Origin of the sequence: Acinetobacter sp. YH01019 (assembly GCF_013420285.1) — a bacterium.
Classification (GTDB): Bacteria; Pseudomonadota; Gammaproteobacteria; order Pseudomonadales; family Moraxellaceae; genus Acinetobacter; species Acinetobacter gandensis.
The window spans coordinates 39,148-59,612 of the sequence record NZ_VOYM01000014.1 but is presented as its reverse complement, the minus strand read 5'-3'; the positions used below and the strand labels follow the sequence as shown (position 1 = coordinate 59,612).

At 39.1% G+C, this 20,465-nt stretch carries 21 protein-coding genes; 11 read left to right on the top strand and 10 right to left on the bottom strand.

Going from position 1 to position 20,465, the window contains the following annotated elements; all coding sequences use genetic code 11:
* The 3 genes from FTT84_RS05685 to brnQ all read right to left on the bottom strand — a co-directional run.
* Positions 1-292, bottom strand: a 292-nt coding sequence (locus FTT84_RS05685; RefSeq protein WP_180191835.1) for a transposase, incomplete at its 3' end; no start/stop codon positions are given.
* A gap of 111 nt (positions 293-403) precedes the next feature.
* A complete protein-coding gene (locus FTT84_RS05680; RefSeq protein ID WP_067767180.1) occupies positions 404-640 on the bottom strand; it encodes a hypothetical protein in 237 nt (78 codons plus the stop codon).
* Positions 641-1,201: 561 nt separating this feature from the next.
* Positions 1,202-2,494 (bottom strand): branched-chain amino acid transport system II carrier protein, encoded by a 1,293-nt coding sequence (brnQ, locus tag FTT84_RS05675; RefSeq protein WP_180080263.1) that lies wholly within the window; start codon positions 2,492-2,494, stop codon positions 1,202-1,204.
* Positions 2,495-2,842: 348 nt separating this feature from the next.
* On the opposite strand from brnQ, the gene map reads away from it, so the two are divergent.
* Positions 2,843-3,637 carry a type I methionyl aminopeptidase gene (map, locus tag FTT84_RS05670; RefSeq protein WP_180080266.1) on the top strand — a complete coding sequence of 265 codons (795 nt, stop codon included), beginning with the start codon at positions 2,843-2,845 and terminating at the stop codon, positions 3,635-3,637.
* Between the two features lie 308 nt (positions 3,638-3,945).
* Here the strand turns inward: map and FTT84_RS05665 are convergent, their stop codons facing one another.
* Positions 3,946-4,845 carry a LysR substrate-binding domain-containing protein gene (locus FTT84_RS05665; protein ID WP_180080269.1) on the bottom strand — a complete coding sequence of 300 codons (900 nt, stop codon included), beginning with the start codon at positions 4,843-4,845 and terminating at the stop codon, positions 3,946-3,948.
* Complete coding sequence (locus tag FTT84_RS05660) at positions 4,846-4,989, bottom strand: hypothetical protein (RefSeq protein WP_180191834.1); 144 nt, start codon at positions 4,987-4,989, stop codon at positions 4,846-4,848.
* A gap of 133 nt (positions 4,990-5,122) precedes the next feature.
* Between FTT84_RS05660 and FTT84_RS05655 the strand changes: the two genes are divergently transcribed.
* Positions 5,123-6,034, top strand: coding sequence for a LysR family transcriptional regulator (locus FTT84_RS05655; protein WP_180080272.1), 912 nt, complete (start codon positions 5,123-5,125; stop codon positions 6,032-6,034).
* A 77-nt stretch (positions 6,035-6,111) separates the two neighbouring features.
* Here FTT84_RS05655 and FTT84_RS05650 read toward each other — a convergent pair whose 3' ends face one another.
* Both FTT84_RS05650 and FTT84_RS05645 read right to left on the bottom strand, forming a co-directional pair.
* Entirely contained in the window at positions 6,112-7,026 is a 915-nt protein-coding gene (locus FTT84_RS05650) for an alpha/beta fold hydrolase (protein ID WP_180080275.1), read from the bottom strand.
* Between the two features lie 26 nt (positions 7,027-7,052).
* Positions 7,053-7,592 (bottom strand): PadR family transcriptional regulator, encoded by a 540-nt coding sequence (locus FTT84_RS05645; RefSeq protein WP_180056785.1) that lies wholly within the window; start codon positions 7,590-7,592, stop codon positions 7,053-7,055.
* A gap of 182 nt (positions 7,593-7,774) precedes the next feature.
* Between FTT84_RS05645 and FTT84_RS05640 the strand changes: the two genes are divergently transcribed.
* From FTT84_RS05640 to FTT84_RS05630, 3 genes are all read left to right on the top strand, one after another.
* Positions 7,775-9,799, top strand: coding sequence for an NADPH-dependent 2,4-dienoyl-CoA reductase (locus FTT84_RS05640; protein WP_067767162.1), 2,025 nt, complete (start codon positions 7,775-7,777; stop codon positions 9,797-9,799).
* 172 nt (positions 9,800-9,971) lie between these two features.
* Positions 9,972-10,379: a nuclear transport factor 2 family protein gene (locus tag FTT84_RS05635; protein ID WP_180080278.1), complete on the top strand. Its 408-nt coding sequence runs from the start codon at positions 9,972-9,974 to the stop codon at positions 10,377-10,379.
* 157 nt (positions 10,380-10,536) lie between these two features.
* Entirely contained in the window at positions 10,537-11,631 is a 1,095-nt protein-coding gene (locus tag FTT84_RS05630; RefSeq protein ID WP_180056787.1) for a YheT family hydrolase, read from the top strand.
* Positions 11,632-11,687: 56 nt separating this feature from the next.
* Here the strand turns inward: FTT84_RS05630 and FTT84_RS05625 are convergent, their stop codons facing one another.
* Together FTT84_RS05625 and dkgB are read right to left on the bottom strand one after the other, a co-directional pair.
* Positions 11,688-12,860, bottom strand: coding sequence for an MFS transporter (locus FTT84_RS05625; RefSeq protein WP_180080281.1), 1,173 nt, complete (start codon positions 12,858-12,860; stop codon positions 11,688-11,690).
* A 1-nt stretch (position 12,861) separates the two neighbouring features.
* Positions 12,862-13,668, bottom strand: a complete 807-nt coding sequence (gene dkgB / locus FTT84_RS05620; RefSeq protein WP_180080283.1) for a 2,5-didehydrogluconate reductase DkgB — start codon at positions 13,666-13,668, stop codon at positions 12,862-12,864.
* A gap of 110 nt (positions 13,669-13,778) precedes the next feature.
* On the opposite strand from dkgB, the gene FTT84_RS05615 reads away from it, so the two are divergent.
* Positions 13,779-14,663: a LysR family transcriptional regulator gene (locus FTT84_RS05615; RefSeq protein ID WP_067767153.1), complete on the top strand. Its 885-nt coding sequence runs from the start codon at positions 13,779-13,781 to the stop codon at positions 14,661-14,663.
* A 111-nt stretch (positions 14,664-14,774) separates the two neighbouring features.
* On the opposite strand, the gene FTT84_RS05610 is transcribed toward FTT84_RS05615, so the two are convergent.
* Positions 14,775-15,188, bottom strand: a complete 414-nt coding sequence (locus FTT84_RS05610; RefSeq protein ID WP_067767151.1) for an internalin — start codon at positions 15,186-15,188, stop codon at positions 14,775-14,777.
* A gap of 229 nt (positions 15,189-15,417) precedes the next feature.
* On the opposite strand from FTT84_RS05610, the gene FTT84_RS05605 reads away from it, so the two are divergent.
* The 5 genes from FTT84_RS05605 (at position 15,418) to ispD (ending at position 20,392) form a co-directional block, all read left to right on the top strand.
* The gene (locus FTT84_RS05605) at positions 15,418-17,058 is read left to right on the top strand and encodes a CTP synthase (protein ID WP_180080286.1); all 1,641 of its coding nucleotides are present in this window, start codon (positions 15,418-15,420) and stop codon (positions 17,056-17,058) included.
* A gap of 30 nt (positions 17,059-17,088) precedes the next feature.
* The gene (kdsA, locus tag FTT84_RS05600; RefSeq protein WP_067767149.1) at positions 17,089-17,946 is read left to right on the top strand and encodes a 3-deoxy-8-phosphooctulonate synthase; all 858 of its coding nucleotides are present in this window, start codon (positions 17,089-17,091) and stop codon (positions 17,944-17,946) included.
* A gap of 62 nt (positions 17,947-18,008) precedes the next feature.
* Positions 18,009-19,298, top strand: coding sequence for a phosphopyruvate hydratase (eno, locus tag FTT84_RS05595; RefSeq protein WP_067767147.1), 1,290 nt, complete (start codon positions 18,009-18,011; stop codon positions 19,296-19,298).
* Between the two features lie 16 nt (positions 19,299-19,314).
* Complete coding sequence (locus tag FTT84_RS05590) at positions 19,315-19,707, top strand: septum formation initiator family protein (RefSeq protein WP_067767145.1); 393 nt, start codon at positions 19,315-19,317, stop codon at positions 19,705-19,707.
* Positions 19,670-20,392, top strand: a complete 723-nt coding sequence (gene ispD / locus FTT84_RS05585) for a 2-C-methyl-D-erythritol 4-phosphate cytidylyltransferase (protein WP_180080289.1) — start codon at positions 19,670-19,672, stop codon at positions 20,390-20,392. The genes FTT84_RS05590 and ispD overlap by 38 nt, the downstream gene beginning before the upstream one ends.
* Positions 20,393-20,465: the final 73 nt, after the last annotated feature.

The following is a 20,465-nucleotide window of genomic DNA, read 5'->3' as shown; positions in this document are numbered from 1 at the left end:
TACAAAGCGTACTGTAATCTGGTGCGGTCCAATTTAATCCGCAAAGTTTAATCAGACTTTGCACAAAGCCAGTGACCATACGTAAAGATAGACGGAATAAGGATTTAATCATTAAGCAGCATTGGATAGCTGCGTCGGAGTAGGTTTGATTTCGCCCTTGTTTGCCTTTTGATAGAGCATACCATTGCGTAGTAGGATCAAACCAAATGGCAATATTTCCGCGATTAATGAGTGCTCGGTTATATGCGGGCCAATTGGTTGTGCGGTAGATTTTGTGTGTAGGCTTCTTCATTTGAAAATTATATCGCTGAAAAAGCCTTTACAGATAGGTTTGTGCAACAAAGCCGTTTTTAACTAGAACTTTCTTTTTTCAAGATGGATGATGACTCATCCATCTTCTAACTTAAAATTCTGTTGTTTTACGCTTTCGATACTTATGATCAATGACTGCCCAGAAGTAGAATGCGACCGATACAATCAGCGCGTATGCGAAGTATTCAGGTCTTAAATTTCCTTGAATTAAGCCTTGAATAAGTAACGTTAGCATCAGAGCAATAGTGGTGCTCATATACGTCACCATATTCTTATTGGCCTTCAGAGCGTTAATGAAGAATTGCTTTTTGAAATGTACTGATAACATCTCCACCCCTCCTTATTGTTGTGTACCAAAACCGATGATTTTGGTCTAGATTGATTTACTGTTGTACTTCTTATTCAGAAGTATTTCAATAGCAAATGTCATTATTTTGTCATAAAACTATGTTAGATCATCGTATAAGAATAATAGTTTTATTCATATAATAAATATCGTGTATCGTATTGTGCTGCAAAGTTGGTGAATGAAATGTTTACGATATTTATAATGATAAATAAAGCAATTAACGTACCAGATCTGACCATGTGTTTATGGCGCGAAACCAATAACTATAAGTCGATATTGTGGATATAGAATGGAGCTTATATTTCAATCTGTATGGTAAAAGTAACTGAATTTTAATAATAAAAATTTTTTTTATTTTGACATAGTGTTGTGCTATTTCATCTTATTAGGTTTGAAGCTGCTTATCACTAACTATTAGAGGTTCTTCAGTGCTGCAGTTTGGGACAAATAAATGTCTGTTTGGGTAAAACAAGACAATTATGTGTCACATATAAAATCATCATTCGGGTAAAACTCAGATTTTAGACAAGCTATAAAAGGTTATTTTTTAACTTTGTCGAATACGGCAGCAATCACTAACACAATAAGAGATGGGATTAACCATGCTAAATTTTGTTGAGCAAGTGGAAGGTTTGCAATAAAACTTGGTAGCGCATTTTCAAAACCAGCGACTTTTAAACCATCAAAAATACCGAATAAGAAAGCAATTGCAGTAACAGGCGCTACAACACGGGCAGGCTTATTCCAAAATTTTGAACAGAAGCTGAGTAGAATAACCGCAATCGCTGGTGGGTAAATTGCACTTAATACAGGTACAGACACCGCAATGAGTTTGGTTAAACCTAAGTTTGAAATGAGTAAAGAGAATCCAACTAAAATAAATACAAATATTTTGTAAGGGATTTTAGTGAGTTCAGAGAAATATTCAGCACATGCGCAAGTTAGGCCAATTGCTGTCACCATACATGCAATAAAAATCATTGCAGAGAGGAAGTAAGCGCCCATATCACCAAAGGCATGTTGTACATAAGCATGTAAAATAACGGCACCATTGGTCGCATTTGGTGCGATTTCATGACTGCCCATGCCCAGCTTAAACAAGCTGATATAAACCAGTGTTAAACCAATACCTGAAATAATGCTGGCAATAACTGCGTATTTAGTTACCAGTTTGCTGTCTGTTACACCACGTGAAGTGATGGCTTTGACAATTACAATACCGAATACCAATGCACCAAGCGTATCCATAGTTAAGTAGCCATTTACAACACCTTCAGAAACAGGTGATGCAACATAGTTACCAATTGCAGGCGGGATGATACCAGCAGGGATAAAGAACGCTGAAATACCTAAGATAATTAAACCTAGGATTTTCAATGGTGAAAGGAAGTAACCTACTGTATCCAAAATTTTATTTGGATAAAGTGAAACAATGGTCACTAAAGCAAAATAAATAACACTATAAATTAATAGGCTACTTGATGAGTTGCCAAAGTATGAAGAAAAACCAATTTCATAAGAAACGGTTGCAGTACGAGGTGTAGCAAATAAAGGACCTACAGCTAAGTAGCACGCAACAGTCAGTAAAATACTGGCAGCTTTACCAAGCGGCGAACTTAAAATCTGAATCGAACCTTCTACACGCGACAAAGCAATAATCGTGATCACAGGTAGACCAACTGCAGTAATTAGGAAACCAAATGCAGCTAACCAAACATGTTCACCCGCTTGCTGAGCGACAATCGGTGGGAAAATAATATTGCCCGCACCAATAAACAGTGCGAAGGTCATAAAACCTAAGGCAACAATATCCCGAGTACGGAGACTTGTCATAAAGGGAGATGAACTTAGAAAAAAGGCAATTTTAGTGCAATTGTGTGCTTTTTTGGAGCTTAATTTATAAGTGCTATGCTAAAAATTTATAATATTTTTCATGAATATATTAAAAGTTAAAATATAGTTCTATTTATACATTTGAAAACTAATGGAAAATATTTGAAATATTAATCTTTGGATGAAATTATCAATATTGTTATATGTTTTTTCGATTAATTGGTTGCTTTAAAAATCATCAATGTATCGCTTAAATAGATCGCTTTGAAAGGTAAAAGCATTGATGAATAAAACAAAAAATATCTAAAAGGTCTATAATTCAGCTTATCAAAATTAGAGGATGTCCAGATGAAAGCTTCCAAAATCACGATTAAAACCGAGCAAGACATTGAAAAATTACGTATTTCAGGACGACTTGCCGCACAGGTTTTAGAAATGATCGGGGAGTATGTCAAGCCTGGTGTGACGACAGAATATCTAGATGACATCTGTAATGACTATATTGTAAATACTTTGAAAGTAATTCCAGCCAATGTGGGCTATTACGGTTATACCAAAACCACCTGTATTTCACCGAATGAAGTGATTTGTCATGGTATCCCGTCGAAAGATACGGTCTTGCAAGATGGCGATATTATTAATATCGACGTTGCGATCATTAAAGATGGCTACTATGGCGATACTAGTCGTATGTACTATGTTGGAACAGTTACTCCCGCTGCGAAAAAGTTAGTAGAAACCACTTATGAAGCGATGGTTGCAGGTATTCATGCGGTAAAACCAGGTGCAACATTAGGTGATGTAGGTTTTGCTATTCAAACTGTTGCGCACCGTGAAGGTTATAGTGTTGTGCGTGAATATTGTGGTCACGGTATTGGTAAGGTTTACCATGAGCAACCAAGCGTTTTACATTATGGTCAACCAGGCCAGGGTGTTATTTTGAAAAAAGGTATGGTGTTTACAATCGAACCAATGATCAATTTGGGTAAAGCGCGTACTAAAGAGTTGAAAGATGGTTGGACAGTGGTTACTGCTGACCGTTCGTTATCAGCACAATGGGAACACATGGTTGTTGTAACTGATACAGGCTTTGAATTGTTATCACCTTGGCCAGAAGGTACAGGTAGCTATCCTGCAATTTAATTATACGATCTCGAAATTCTATAATTTGACCCAAAAGGTATTGATTTGATTGAGTTTTAGACTTTAGTCTAAAGTTTGTGTGTCTAATTCACATAAATAGACAAAAACGCTAAATCAAACGCTTAGACGGTTGAATTATCTGGTGTTGAAAGTTTGATCAATTTTAATTAAGAGTTTTTAACGATTTAGCTGAACATCATTGTATCTATACAATGCGATATACAGATTCTGCTGTAGTTTCTGAACTTTTAAAAGTTTCGCTTACCCACCACGTGGGTAAGCTTTTTTTTGTCTCAAATTTGGCAATTTTAATGTTTACTGAGTTTTTCAACTAAATAATCAATAAATACACGTACGGCAGGGAGTAAGCCTCGACGTGAAGGATAAACGGCATGGAAAATTCCGTGTGCAGAACGCCATTCGGGTAGAACTCGCACTAAAGCACCTGATTTGACATGATCTGCGACTATGCTGTCGGGCAATAACACCACGCCACAGTCTTGGCAGGCTAAAGAGGCGAGCATTGAAAGATCAGAGCCCATAACGGTTGGGTTTACTTTAATTTTTTTCTGATGATGATTTGCATCACTGACCACAATGTGTTGGTCGAGATGTTCATCTGCCATGCTCAAAATTTGGTGTTGGGATAAATCTTCAGGTTGTTTTAAGTCGCCAAATTGGTTGAGATAGGCTTGGCTAGCAAAAAGGTGTTGCTCGATATTTTCAAATTTACGGATAACTAGGTTTGGATCGTCGTCTAGGTTTGAACGCACACGAAGTGCTAAGTCAAAACCTTCGTTAATAATGTCAACTCGACGGTTAGTCACCATCATTTGAACTTTAATTTCAGGATAACGCTTTAAAAACTCAGGCAAATACTTGGTCATTTCATTTTGTGCAATTGACACTGGAATACTAACTTTGATCAAACCGCGGGGTTGAGTGCTCAAATGATCGACTAAATCATGTGCTGCTTGAGCAGCATTCATCATAACTTGGGCATGGCGGTAAATATTCATGCCAATGTCAGTCACTGCAAAATGGCGCGAACTACGTTGAATTAGTCGAACACCTAAACGTTCTTCTAGATTATAGACCCGTCTACTCAACTTGGATTTTGGAATATCCGTTGCACGTTCGGCAGCACTAAATCCACCATGTTCAACCACTTGAGCAAAACAATAAAAATCATCCAGATCGCTGAGCACTTATTTGTATTCCATATTTGCAACAATGTTGTTAATTAACTGGAATTGTTGCATTAAGTCAATTTTCAAATTGTTAATTTCACTGTATTTCAAAGCAAGATTTTGCAAGACTAAAGTCGGGTTAACGTCTTCGCACTTTCGCATTAGCATGACTTTAAAATAAATTTGTTGCCAACGTATTCATAATTCTAAACATTCACATCAACTTCAGTGAAATGTATAGAGAGAAAACTCAGCATTTACGAAAAGATTTAAACCGACATTAAAGGACAATGTCATGGAATTAAGACATTTACGTTACTTTGTCGCAGTTGTAGAAGAGCAGAGTTTCACAAAGGCTGCTGAAAAACTATTTATTGCTCAACCGCCTTTAAGTCGCCAAATCCAAAATTTGGAAGAAGAACTAGGTGCACAACTGTTTGAACGAGGTAGCCGCCCTTTAAGAACCACAACGATCGGTCGTTTCTTTTATCAGCAAGCGGTCAAGTTGTTGTCAAATGCGGAAGAAATTAAATTAATTACTCAACGTGCCAGTGCAACAGAGCGCACAATCAATATTGGTTATGGTGGTTCGTTGTTGTGTGGGCTATTGCCACGGATTGTGTATCTCTATCGTCAGCAATACCCACATTCAAATATTAATTTAATTGAACTGAACGCCATTGATCAAATTCAGGCTTTAAAAGAAGGTCGTGTGGATGCATGCTTTAGTCGAGTCCGTGTTTCTGATCTAGCTATTAAACGGGTTTTGCTACGAGAAGAACCATTGATTGCGGCAGTACATTCGAGTCATCCGCTTTCTACTCAAAAAAGCATTTCTTTGAATAACTTAAAGGATGAGCAAATTTTTGTGTACCCACCGAGTGAGGGCCAAAGTTATGCGACACAGATTAAATCTTTATTTTTAGAATATGGAATGGAACCTAAGCGCTTCAGTACTCAAGCAGATTTACAACAATCTTTGGGTATGGTTGCGGCAGGTGAAGGTATTTGTATCGTGCCTGAGTCAGTAAGAATCATGCAATTTAGACATGTTAATTACGTAAAGCTCTCTGATAGCGCTGCGATGAGTCCAATTTACTTGATTGTGCGTAATGATGATGAAGGTGAGTTGGCACGCCCATTATTTGATTGTGTTTATCAGGTGTATGACCTTGAAGCGATTGAATATGATCGTCGGGTATTTTAATAAATAAAGTAAAAACTTATCTCAATACATAAATAAAAGGCTCAATCATTATTGATGAGCCTTTTTTGATTGTCACTTTATGCAGCACTACTTTTTCTGAGGAATTTGGCAATCTCTCGATTAAACTTTAGCGGCTCAGTCAGTAAAGGGGTGTGTCCTGATTTTTGAAAAATAACTTGTTCTGCATTGGCTAGTCGATTCGCAATTAGATTTTGCCCCTGTGCAGAATAAAGGATAGATTGCTTGCCTGTGAAAAAAGTCGTGGGTGCGACTAAATCGGCAAGAGCATCCCGATAATCTTCTTTATGATTTAAATAATTTTGAATGTACCAATATAAATACGCCACACTTTGAGAAGGTAACATTAATTTTTGAAGCAATGGTTGATTATAGGCAAAGCGAAAAGCACTCAGTGCATAAGGATTACTATTTTGTAGGTCAATAAAACGCAGCCAAGCATTGATCAATTGTTGTCGGTCTTGTCGGTTTAGATGCTGCGCAAAAGGCGTTGATAAATTTGGTGCGAGGACTTTTGATATGTCTTCTAATATAGCTAAAAATTCAGCATGTCGTTTACCGTATAAACCATACTGCCAATCATCATCTACACTAATTTTAGGCGTTTGATCGATATGCAAGTAATGCTTAATTTTGGATGCAAAATTGCCGTATTTCAGACCATGCATGGTGGTGGTTGCCCCCATCGAATAAGCAATAACAGTAATTCTTTCGACAGGAAGTTGATTGACTAAGCACTCAATATCGCGCCAATGGCTAGAGATCGTATCTAGCTCAGGAATTTTACAGTTTTTTGAACCACCAAAACCCCGCCAGTCTGGAATGATGAATTTAAAGTTTTTACGTTGAGCAAATAGAAAAGGATGCCATTGCCAGCTTTGCATGCCTAAACCAGATAACACCAATATTGGTTCACCTTGGCCGTATTCTCGTACAAATAGCTGTTCGCCATCAGGCATTGTATAGTGCGGCATGTGATTGTCCTTTTTATCTTTTTGTTTTAACGATTAAATTTGTGTAGTTGTGGAATGATGGTTTCTAACCATTTTATCCATCCCATTTCTAAGTCGATACCCAATTGTAAAATCATTTTATGAATATACAGGGTACGGTCATCATCATGCGCATTAGCAAAGTCTTTTGCAAAAATAGACTGGTAGGTTTTTAGTTTTTCTTTGTGAATTTCAAGATGACGCTCTAATTCAGGTAGAACTGCATTACTTTCCAGTTGTGCTTCTGCACGTAAACGCACCATGAGTTCTTCACGTAATTGTGCAGGTGGGCTTTGTTCAACCATCCAATTGGCCAATTCTGTTCGCCCTAAAAGTTCAACCTGATAGGTTTTTTTACGGGTATGGCTTAAGTCATCTTCAATGGTGCTAATCCAACCTTTTTGCATCATGCCACTGAGTTCACGATAGATTTGTTGATGTGTTGCATTCCAAAAAAAGCCCATAGAGCGATCGAAACGGCGGGCGAGGTCAATACCTGTACTCGGTTTTTCCATCAAGCTCGTGAGTAAAACATGGGCCAAAGACATATACAGCTCAGTCAAAAAGTTTTGTGAGATTTATTATGCAACATGTTGCATAAAAATCAAATCTCGCATATAAATTAGTGCAACAAGTTGCATAATGTTTTGTGTTAGATTTAAATAATGGACAAAATCAACAGCAAAGCATCATAAAAATAGCCAGCTTTCCAGCACGCTAAGGAGTAAAAATGTCAAATTATCCAAATTTATTGGCACCACTAGACTTGGGTTTTACCACCCTAAAAAACCGCGTATTAATGGGTTCAATGCATATTGGACTTGAAGAAGCACCAGGTGGTTATGAACGTATGGCTGCTTTTTATGCGGAACGAGCTAAAGGCGGTGTTGGGCTAATTGTGACTGGTGGTATTTCTCCCAATGATGATGGTGTGACCTTTGCTGGTGGCTCAAAATTAGATTCTTTGGCTGAAGCTGAAAAGCATAAAGTGATTACCCAAGCGGTGCATGAGGCTGGCGGTAAAATTGCCATGCAAATTTTGCATACAGGGCGATATTCATATCAAGCAGATAATGTAGCACCATCTGCGATTCAAGCACCGATTAATCCAGTGAAGCCGCATGCACTTACAACAGCAGAAGTTGTACGTACTATTAATGACTTTGCAACTTGCGCAGGCTATGCACAAAAAGCGGGTTATGACGGTGTTGAAATTATGGGATCGGAAGGTTATCTCATTAATGAATTTATTGCTGCACGTACCAACCATCGTGATGATGAATGGGGGGGCAGTTACGAACAACGTATTCGTTTTCCAATTGAGATCGTCCGTCGTACCCGTGAATTGGTCGGCGAAAATTTTATTATTATTTACCGTTTGTCTATGTTGGACTTGGTTGATGGTGGTTCAACATTTGAAGAAGTTGTACAACTGGCGAAAGAAATTGAAAAAGCCGGGGCAACGATTATTAATACTGGCATTGGTTGGCATGAAGCACGTATTCCAACCATTGCGACCAAAGTACCACGAGCGGCATTTACTTGGGTGACAGAAAAATTAAAAGGCGAAGTAAAAGTACCTTTAATTACATCAAATCGTATTAATACGCCTGAAATGGCAGAGCATGTATTGGCATCAGGCCATGCTGATATGGTGTCTATGGCACGTCCAATGTTAGCAGATCCATTCTTTGTTGAAAAAGCTGAACAGGGTCGCAGTGATGAAATCAATACTTGTATTGGTTGTAACCAAGCATGCTTAGATCATATTTTCTCAATGAAAATTGCAACTTGTTTAGTGAATCCACAAGCATGTTATGAAACAGAACTGATTTTTAAAGAAACATCGACAACTAAAAATATTGCAGTCATTGGTGCTGGCCCAGCAGGTTTAAGCTTTGCAACTTATGCTGCCGAACGTGGACATAATGTCACTATTTTTGAAGCATCCAATCAAATTGGTGGTCAGTTTAATATTGCAAAAACCATTCCTGGAAAAGAAGAGTTTTATGAAACCTTACGTTATTTCAAACGTAAAATTGAACTCTTACCACAAATTAAATTGGTGTTGAACCATACTGCAACTTTTGATGAATTAGTGAAATCTGAGTTTGATGACATTGTGGTCGCAACAGGTGTAACACCGCGTCATCTGCAAATTGAGGGGATTGATCATCCAAAAGTGTTGAGCTATTTACAAGTGTTAAAAGAGCGTCAGCCAGTTGGAAAACGTGTTGCCATTATTGGTGCAGGGGGTATTGGTTTTGATACCGCAGAATACTTAACCCATGAAGGTGAAAGTGGTAGTTTGAACCCACAAAAATTCTATAATGAATGGGGTATTGATACGACCTATGCACAAGTTGGTGGTTTAAAACACCCAGATGTAGAAACCTCACCACGTGAAGTGTATTTATTACAACGTAAGGCTAAGTCTGTAGGTGCAGGCTTGGGTAAAACCACAGGTTGGATTCATCGTACTGGATTAAAACATCGTGATGTAAAAATGATTGCTGGTGCAAGTTACGACAAAATTGATGATCAAGGTTTACATATCACGGTAGATGGTCAGCCGCGTGTGCTGGAAGTCGATAACGTCGTGATTTGTGCGGGTCAGGAATCTTACACGGCGATGTACGAGCAATTACAAGCTGAAGGTAAAAATGTGCATTTAATTGGCGGTGCGAAAGAGGCAGGTGAGCTAGATGCTAAACGCGCAATTCGTCAAGGTGCTGAATTGGCCGCGATTATCTAAGCTGGTTTGGCATAAACAATCGTTTAAATTCTGCTAAATCCTCTGCTTGTTGGCGGAGGATTTAACAACTGTATTGATTTCAATAATTTAGATATTTAATTAAAAATAGGAACTTTTGCACAGTACATTTGTTTTGAATGTGCTGTGCATGAGCAATGATAAGGAAAAATACATGAGCATTGAAACAACAAAAAAATCTCTTGCACGTTGGCATGAAATGTTAAATAACCGAGATATGGCTATTTTGGATGAATTATTAGCAGAGGATGTGGTGTTTCGTTCACCTGTTGCTTTTAATCCTTATCCGGGGAAGCAAGTGGTCACTTTTATTTTGACCAATGTCATTCAAATTTTTGAAAACTTTACTTACCACCGTGAGTTTTATAGTGAAGATGGCCTCAATGTTGTACTTGAGTTTTCTGCGAATGTTGGCGAAAAGAGACTGAAAGGCATAGATATGATTCAATTTAACCAACACGGTCAGATTGTAGATTTTGAAGTAATGTTACGTCCAAAAAGTGGCTTAGAAGCATTAGCTGCAAAAATGGGTGAGCGTTTCGCAAAATACCAGCCACAGTAAACCATGCGTTTATTATTAATGACGCATTCTTATTCAATATGTGAAAAGCATGATATGTGTTGTCATGCTTTTTACATTGATAATCTAAGGTGTTCGTTATGGGGAATTATAAAGTTAAATCACTATAACCATGGCGCTAGCAAAACAAGGTAAGACGATGAAAAATATTGTTCATTTCGGTCGTAAAGCTGTATTAAATCTTGTAGATCAAGTGACGGGTGCTGAATGCCCTCAGTTGTATTACAGCCCGACAGGCTCAATGGCTCAAGTCTTACCAAAACTAAAACAATTACATGAAAAATATCGGCCAACACCTTGGTTGTCGAATGCCCATGTGCATTTATTGTATTTTGATGTCATTAAAAAACGCACCATTAAACTTCAGTATGATCAAATTGAACAACTAAACATGCCAGATGGCGGTGTAACTGCAATTGCATGGCTAGGTTTAGATTTGCCACCAGATACACCAACTATTGTGTTGATGCATACCATTACAGGCACACCTGAAAGTATGCGTGAATTGGTGCGTGATCTGCATCAATATACAGGATGGCGTATTGCGCTGTGTTTACGTCGAGGTCATGCGAATCTTCCAATGCCTGTTCCACAAATCAACCTTTTTGGTTCAACTCGGGATTTACGTGAGCAAATCAAATCTATACAGCAGAAATTTCCAAAGTCAACGCTATATGGTGTTGGCTCCTCTGCTGGTACGGGCTTGCTTGTGCGGTATTTGGGGGAGGAAGGTGAGGCAACACCATTAAAGGCAGCTTTTGCCTTATGTCCCGGCTATGACACAGAGTTAGGCTTTAAAAATGTGCATCCTTTTTATAGCAAAATGATGACCAAAAAGCTCTTTCAAAAGTTTGTCGAACCTTATGCAGCGACGTGGGAAAATACAGCTTCATTAATGGATGTTTTAAAAAGTCAGTCATTGGAACAGTTTGAGCGAAGGTATTTCCAAATGGCGGGTTTTAGTGATTATGAAAGTTATGCCAAGGCGACAAATCCAATATACGTTTTTCATCAAGTCAAAATTCCGTTGATGATACTAAATGCTGAAGATGATCCAGTTTGCCATATTAAAAATTTTGAACCCTATAAACAGGTGATTGCTGAAATGCCAAATGTCGTAGTGGTTACAACAAAAAAAGGCAGTCATTGTGGTTATTATGAAGGCGCTGTGGATACGCACTCATGGGCATCAAAATTAATGGCAGACTTTTTAAAACTTTATGTCAAAACGTAATTTTAATATTTATCCTTATATCAAAAGCCCACAATTGTGGGCTTTCTCATTAGGCGTTAATGAACGGCACTACAAGGTATAGTCTTGCTGTTTAATTTTATTTGAAGTAGAACCAATCCTAAAGCAGCAAGACTCAGTCCAGCACCTGTGTAGAAAATAGCTGCATAACTAAAATGCATATTGAGAACAGCTGCGCCTGCGACAGCACCTAAGGCATTACCTAAATTAAAAGCACCAATATTCACAGAGGATGCTAGGCCTGGTGCATCATGTGCGACAGACATGACTCGCATTTGTAAAGGTGGTACGACTGCAAAGGCTGCGATACCCCAAATTACTAAAGTGATTGCAGCGCCAATGGTTGTCGTTGCCAGAAGTGGGAACAAAAACATCATTAGCATGAGCAACACTAAAAAGCCAATCAGGGTTTTGTCGAGTGAAATATCTGCAAATTTTCCACCCAAATGGTTACCAATAGAAAATCCTATGCCAATTAAAACCAACATCAAAGTGATAAGTTCTGGAGTCGCGTGGGTAAATATTTTTAGACTTGGTGCGATATAGGTATACAGTGCAAACATCGCACCTGAACTCATGACTGTAGTGAGTAAGGCCAGGATAACTGGAAGGCGTGTGAGCACTTTTAATTCTTGCTTTACATTAGGCTTAACGCGTTGTTTGTCTTTAGGAAGTGCTTTAAATAGTGCGAAAATAGTCATTAGTCCAAGGATGCTAATTGCTGCAAAAGACATACGCCACCCAATATTTTGACCAACCCAAGTTGCGAGCGGAACACCTCCAATATTCGCAATGGTTAACCCCATAAACATCATCGCAACGGCACCGGCTTGTTTATCTTTTGGAACAACACTTGCCGCGACGACAGAGCCTAAGCCAAAAAAGGCGCCGTGGTTTAAACTAGTCACTAAACGCGCAGCCATTAAACCTAAATAATCTGGCGCAACTGTGGCAAGCAGATTGCCAAGGGTGAAAATTGTCATTAATAACATGAGTGCTGTACGTTTTGAAAAACGTGCAAGCCATAAAGTCATAGCGGGTGCGCCAATCATGACACCGATAGCATAGGCACTAATCAACAAACCGGCTTGCGGTATTGATACCGATAGATCCTCTGCAATTTCAGGTAAGAAGCCCATGGGTGAAAATTCAGTGGTACCAATAGCAAATGCACCAATTGCGAGAGCGAGCAAGGTAAAATTAATTTTCATGTTATAGATCCCATGCTGGGGCTAATTCAGGTGGATTGACTTCACGTCCATTGCGATCAAGCGTGGCAATGGCCTGCATCTGTTCTGGTGTTAAATGAATCTCTTGAGCTTTTAAATTACTGATTAAATGTTCACGTTTGGTTGATGATGGAATCACGGCATAACCTTTTTGCAGTGCCCATGCGAGTGCAATTTGGGCCGAAGTGACTTGGTGTTGTGCTGCAATATCAGAAAGTATTGGGTCATTTAGCACTTTGCCATAAGCCAAGGTCATATAAGAGGTGACATCAATATTTTGCTGTTTTAAGTAAGTCGCAAGTCGTTCATTTTGAAGATAAGGACTCAGTTCAATTTGATTGGTTGCAATCTGCTCAGCACCAATACTGTTAATAGCTTGCTGAGTAAGCTCAATATTAAAATTAGATACACCAATATATTCAGTCAAACCTTGTTTTTTTGCCTCAAGTAAATGTCCCATTAATTCTGGAATATTGACTCCAAGTGCAGGTGCAGGCCAATGAATAAGTGAGAGGTTAACTGCATCCGTTCTTAATTTAATTAAGCTGTCTTTTAGACTGGGTATCAGTTTGTCGGCAGCATAATTTTCAGTCCAAATTTTCGTGGTTAAGAAAATATCAGCTCTATTGACCTGACTTTCATGGATTGCTTGGCCTACTTCTGCTTCATTAGCGTATATTTGTGCGGTGTCTACAGCACGATATCCAACTTCTAAGGCAGTTTTAACTGAATGAATGACAGTGTCACCTGTTAAGCGGAAGGTGCCGACACCAAATTGGGGAACAATCATCTGGAATTCTCTTTTTTTGAATTGATGCTATTGTGCTGCTAATTTTAATGAAGAAAAATGCATGAATTTGGAATATATTATTGATTAAAAATCACGAATTCGAATAAGCAATGAAATCGACAATTGAGGAACTGCAGGCTTTTACTGTCATTGTAGATAGCGGCTCTATTATCAAAGCAGCAGAAAGACTGGATCAAACAGCATCTGGTGTAAGCCGCGCATTACAGCGTCTGGAATCTAAATTAAATGTAACCTTGTTGGAACGAACTACCCGCAAAATTAAGCTGACGCAAGAGGGGCAATTGTTTTTAGCAAAAACACGGCGGATATTGAATGATTTGAGCGAAGCGGAAGATTCCCTGCTGAAATTAGATGCAGATACTTCGGGGTTAGTGCGGGTCGATTCTGCGATTTCGTTTATTCTGCATATGATCGTTCCCTTGATTCCAGAATTTAATGCACGTTATCCGCATATACAGATTGAATTGGTAAATCATGATCAAGTGATTGATTTATTGGAGCATAAAGCAGATGTCGCAATTCGCTTTGGAAAATTAAACGACTCCAGTTTACATGCAAAACTTATCTACAAGAGTCGACTGTGTTTGGTGGCGAGTCCTGAATATCTTCATCAGCATGGACGTCCGCACAATGTTGATGAGCTAACCGCACATACTTTACTTGGATTTAGTCAAATTACCCATATGAATACTTGGCCAATCCAAGTCGCAGGGAAACCTTTGACGATCCGACCAAATATTAAGGCATCAAATGGTGAAACCATCCGCGAGCTTGCAATTCATGGGATGGGTATCGCTTGTCTATCAATTTTTATGGTAGATAAAGATATTGCAGAAGGGCGATTGGTACAACTTTTAGACGATCAAATTGAGCCACATGAACAGCTTATTCATGCTGTCTATTATCAACAAGAGCATTTACCGAAACGTGTTCGTTTATTTATTGAATATATAGCTGAAAAATTACAAGAATAGTTATGAGAAAAACAGTGCATTGTTGAGTACAGATTTTTCTTTACATAGAAACAATAAAAAACCCGACAATTGCCGGGTTTTTTTGATCATTTGTTTGATAAAACTTCGATCTTAGTTCTCTAAAGCTGGTGTTGCAGCAGCAATGGCAGCAGCAACGGCGTCATCTTCAGACTGTGCAGAACCTGAGTTTTGTTTAGGTTGAGCAGCTTGTGCAGGTTTTTCTGCCGCTTTAGGCGCTTCTGCTTTTGGAGCAGGAGTTTCTGCAGGTGTTGTAGGTTCACGACGAATTTCAGTTGTTGTATTCGGTGTTTCTTCACGAATCACTTCAACTTGCTGTTGAGTCGGCTCTTCAACAACTGGTTGTTCTTCAACTGGTTCTAGTTGTGTAGGTACAGATGCTGTTGGTTCAGATGCTGCAACTTCAACCTGTTCCTGTTCTTCTTCTTTTGGTGCTTCTTTTTTTACACATGCTGTAAGAAGTAGACCTGTTGCGATTGCACCGCAGATTAAAAGTTTCTTATTCATAGTTACACAAAACAAAAAAGTGTGGATTGGATGGCGACATTATAACAGTAAATAAGAATATAGAAATGATAAGAACTTACTCTAAATTTTTATCATAATTGCTGTTACAATAACCAATTGTTTATTGTTCTATGAATTGATGCCGATTGACTTTGCTTTATTGGTACAAGGTAAAGTAAAATTGCGCAACATTGCAGGCCGATTTAGGCTCGATTGTACGAGAAACCCAATGACCCATTTTATTTTCGTGACTGGTGGTGTAGTTTCATCACTAGGTAAAGGTATTTCAGCTGCTTCTGTTGCTGCACTTTTAGAAGCTCGTGGTTTAAAAGTGACCATGGTAAAAATGGATCCATACATTAATGTCGATCCAGGGACAATGAGCCCATTCCAACATGGTGAAGTTTTTGTTACAGAAGACGGCGCTGAAACAGACTTAGACTTGGGTTACTACGAACGTTTCTTACGTCGTGCGAAAATGACCAAATTGAATAACTTCACATCAGGTCGTGTTTACCAAGATGTTCTAAATAAAGAACGTCGTGGTGATTACCTTGGTGGTACTGTGCAAGTTATTCCACACATTACTGACAACATTAAAGAACGTGTACTTCGCGCAGGTGAAGGTTATGACGTTGCGATCGTTGAGATCGGCGGTACAGTAGGTGACATTGAATCTCTCCCATTCATGGAATCTGTACGTCAGTTAATGGTTGAACTTGGTCACAAGCGTACGATGCTTATGCACTTAACGTTACTCCCATACATTAAGTCTGCAGCTGAATTAAAAACTAAACCAACTCAGCACTCAGTAAAAGAACTTCTGTCTATCGGTATTCAACCAGACATTTTGATCTGCCGTACTGAGCATGATGTTGATGCAGATACAACACGCAAAATTGCACTGTTCACTAACGTTGAAGCACGTGCAGTTGTGGTTTGTAAAGATGCACGCTCGATTTATCAAATTCCACGTACATTCTACGAACAAAACGTTGATGATTTAATTTGTGAACGTTTTGGCTATAACGATCTTCCGGAAGCTGATTTAACAGATTGGGATAATGTTGTAGAAGCATTACTTAACCCTGAATACACAGTACGTGTCGCAATGGTTGGTAAATACGTTGAACTTCCAGATGCTTACAAATCTGTAAACGAAGCACTTTTACATGCCGGCATTCAAAACCGTGTGAAAGTTCAGATTGACTACGTAAATGCTGAAGAGCTTGAAAGCCAAGAAGTAGCAGAGGTATTGAAAGATGCTGATGCGATTCTGGTTCCAGGTGGTTTCGGTGAGCGCGGTACTGAAGGTAAAATGAAGGCGATTCAATTCGCACGTGAGAACGGTGTGCCGTTCCTCGGTATTTGCTTGGGTATGCAGTTGGCTGTGATCGAATATGCACGTAATGTTGCGGGTATTAGCGACGCGACTTCAACTGAATTTAACCGTTCTACAAAATCACCATTGATTGGTTTGATTACTGAATGGTTAGATGAGCGTGGTGAGGTTCAGCAACGTAATGCAGATTCTGACCTTGGCGGTACAATGCGTTTAGGTGCTCAAAAATCTGAATTGGTTGCAGGTACAAAAACTGCTGAAGTTTATGGTTCTGAAGAGATCATTGAACGTCATCGTCACCGTTACGAAATGAACAATCGCTATATTCCAGTGCTTGAAGAAAAAGGCATGAAGATTTCGGGTTATTCTCCAGTACAACGTCTTGTTGAAACTGTTGAAATTCCTGAACATCCTTGGTTTATTGCTGTACAATTCCACCCAGAATTTACAAGTTCACCGCGTGATGGACACCCATTATTTGCTGGCTTCATTGATGCTGCTAAAAAGCAGTACAAAAAAGCAAAATAATGCGTTTTGACTAAACCAGGAAGAGTTTAAATGTCGCAATTAAAACCACAGGAAATTGTACGTTTAGGCGATATACAAATGGCAAATCATTTGCCATTTGTACTATTCGGCGGAATGAATGTACTTGAATCTAAAGATCTTGCTTTTGAGATTGCTGAAACATACGTAGATATCTGCAAACGCCTTGATATTCCCTATGTATTTAAAGCTAGTTTTGATAAAGCCAATCGTTCAAGCTTGAACTCTTTTCGCGGCCCAGGCCTAGAAAAAGGGATTGAGTGGTTAGCTGACATTAAAAAACACTTTAATGTGCCGATTATTACTGATGTGCATGAGCCATACCAAGCGGCACCTGTGGCAGAAGTGGCGGATATTATCCAACTTCCAGCATTCTTAAGTCGTCAGACTGACCTCGTTGAAGCAATGGCGAAAACTGATGCCATTATCAATATCAAAAAAGCACAGTTCCTAGCGCCACACGAAATGCGTCATATTTTGCATAAGTGTTTAGAAGCGGGAAATGACAAACTGATTCTTTGTGAACGTGGTTCGGCATTTGGCTACAACAACTTAGTTGTAGACATGTTGGGCTTTGACATCATGAAGGAAATGAATGTTCCTGTGTTTTTTGATGTGACTCATGCGCTTCAAACACCAGGTGGTCGTGCAGATTCTGCTGGCGGACGTCGTGCGCAAATCACCACGCTTGCACGTGCGGGTATGGCAACTGGTTTAGCTGGTTTGTTCTTAGAAGCTCATCCTGACCCAGAAAAAGCCAAATGCGATGGCCCATGCGCACTTCGTATGTCACAGCTTGAACCATTCTTGGCACAGCTAAAAGAACTGGATACCTTAGTGAAAGGTTTCAGCAAGTTAGATACACATTAATTTGAAACACTTGATAGGTCATTTTTGGCCTATCTTATTATTAATCAACTGAGGAATTGTTCATGAGCCAAATCGTTGACATTCGTGCACGTGAAATTTTGGACTCTCGTGGTAACCCTACCATCGAAGCAGACGTAATCTTAGCCTCTGGCGTAGTAGGCCGTGCATGTGCACCATCTGGTGCTTCAACTGGTTCTCGTGAAGCTTTAGAACTTCGTGACGGCGACAAAGCACGTTACTTAGGTAAAGGCGTTAAAACTGCTGTTAACAACGTTAACACAGTAATTCGTGATGCATTGTTGGGTAAATCAGTATTCGAACAAAAAGACATTGATAACACAATGATCGCGCTTGACGGTACTGAAAACAAAGAAAAATTAGGTGCGAATGCAACTTTGGCAGTTTCTCTTGCTGCTGCGCGTGCTGCTGCTGATGAAAAGAAAATTCCTCTTTTCCAATACATCGCAGATCTTCGTAACAACAGCATTTTAACTATGCCTGTTCCAATGATGAACATCCTTAACGGTGGTTCACATGCAGACAACAATGTAGATATTCAAGAATTTATGATTGAGCCAGTTGGCTTCACTTCATTCTCTGAAGCTTTACGTGCTGGTGCTGAAATTTTCCATTCTTTAAAATCAGTTTTAAAGAAACAAGGTTTAAATACTGCAGTTGGTGATGAAGGTGGTTTTGCACCTAACCTTCGTTCTAACGAAGAAGCAATTACAGTTATTCTAGAAGCGATTGAAAAAACTGGCTACAAAGCTGGTTCTGACATTATGCTTGCGCTTGACTGTGCATCTTCTGAATTCTACAAAGATGGTCAATACATTCTTGCAGGTGAAGGTAACAAAGCGTTCACAAGCAACCAATTCTCTGACTATCTTGCAGGTTTTGTAAACCAATACCCAATTATCTCAATTGAAGATGGTTTGGATGAGTCAGATTGGGAAGGTTGGTCTTACCTGACTTCTATTCTTGGCGACAAGATCCAATTGGTTGGTGATGACCTATTTGTTACGAATCCGAAGATTCTTCAACGTGGTATCAACGAAAAAGTTGCTAACTCGATTCTGATCAAATACAACCAAATCGGTACTTTGACTGAAACACTTGATGCAATCTATCTTGCTAAAGCAAATGGTTACTCTACAGTAATTTCACACCGTTCTGGTGAAACTGAAGATTCTACAATTGCGGATCTTGCAGTGGGTACTGGCGCTGGTCAAATCAAAACTGGTTCACTTTGCCGTTCTGACCGTGTAGCGAAATATAACCAATTACTTCGTATTGAAGAATTGACTAATGCTGCATATCGCGGTAAAGCTGAGTTCAAAGGTTTGAACTAAGCAGATCATGCTATCTATGTTAAATGTATTTGACTCCAAAGCGAGTAAAGCATTGTTGGGCCTTGCGATCTTTTTGATCGCAGGCTTTCAATATTTATATTGGTTTGGTGAAGGTGGCTATCATGAGCACCAGCAACTCAGCCAAAAAGTTCAGCAACAAGTTGAACTTAATGATGAATTAAAAGAACGGAATCGCGTACTCGCAGCAGAAGTATACGACTTAAAAAATGGTGTGGAAGCTATTGAAGAACACGCACGACTTGATTTGGGTTTAATTAAACCTCACGAAACATTTGTACAGATGAGTACAATTAGTACCCAGTATAAACCCATTTATATCGATCCAAACGCACAAGTAGATTTACGTACTAATGAATCAGAACCAGCAGAGTTACCACCAGAGCCTTAATTTGTGGGCAATTATTCCAGCTGCTGGGTCTGGAAGTCGTTTTTCCAAAACAGAACTTAAACAATATCAAAGCATTGATGGTCAAACAGTGCTTGAGCATACTGTTGCTCGTTTAAACCAACTTAAATTAACAGGTTATGTATTGGCTATTGGCGCAGAAGACCATGTGGCCAAAACCTTACCTTTAGCGCAGCTAGAGAAAGCTCACTTTTGTAATGGTGGGGCCGAGCGTGTGAATTCAGTTTTAAACGCTTTAAATTATTTATCTACCATTGCCAGTGAAGATGATTGGGTTTTTGTGCATGATGCGGCACGTCCTTGTGTTGCGCAGCTAAATCTTGAAACGTTGGTGCAAACAGCTGTTACGACATCTCAAAGTGCAATTTTAGCTATACCAGTCCGAGATACCTTAAAGCGAGTTGAGACGGCGCCACAAATATTAACAACGGTAGATCGTTCAACATTGTGGCAAGCGCAAACCCCTCAAATTGCTAAATTAGGTGTGCTGAAGAAAGCCATTGAGCAGGCACTTGCTGCAGGTGTGAATATTACCGATGAAGCGAGTGCTTTAGAGTATATGGGGGAACCTGTGCAAGTGGTGCAAAGTCGCTCTGACAATATTAAAATTACCTATCCTGATGATTTAGAGTTAGCGCGATTAATATTGTCTTCTCAGTCAGCTTAAATTTTTAATTATTTAATGGAATATTTTGGAGACACTGATTCATTCGATGTCGCTTTAATCTATAATTCCTAAA